The 257-nt window shown below is 76.7% G+C and carries 1 protein-coding gene; it reads left to right on the forward strand.

Annotated features, from left to right (window positions below):
• Window positions 1-257: hypothetical protein (locus ACZ3HG_RS24165; protein ID WP_465334976.1), on the forward strand; the 257-nt coding region annotated here is incomplete at both ends.

Genomic DNA, 257 nt, shown 5'->3' on the forward strand with positions numbered 1-257 from the left:
CTGGCCTTCTGGGCGGGACGGGGCTTCTGACCGTGCGGGACACACTTCGCCGGGCGGGGGCGCTCCTCGTCGCCCTCGCGGCCGCAACGGGCGCCGCGTGGGCGGCTCCGACCGGAGCGGTCGCCTCCCCGCCCGTGATCGCGGCGGCGAACACGACGCCGTCGACGGGTGACGCGGGACGCGACGACCCGATGGTGCGGCTCGGGGGCTGCCTGGCCGGTGGCGGTACCGGTGACGTGGTCCTGCTCATCGACGAG

The sequence above is a fragment of the Erwinia sp. PME.40.26/001 genome, from assembly GCF_055556675.1.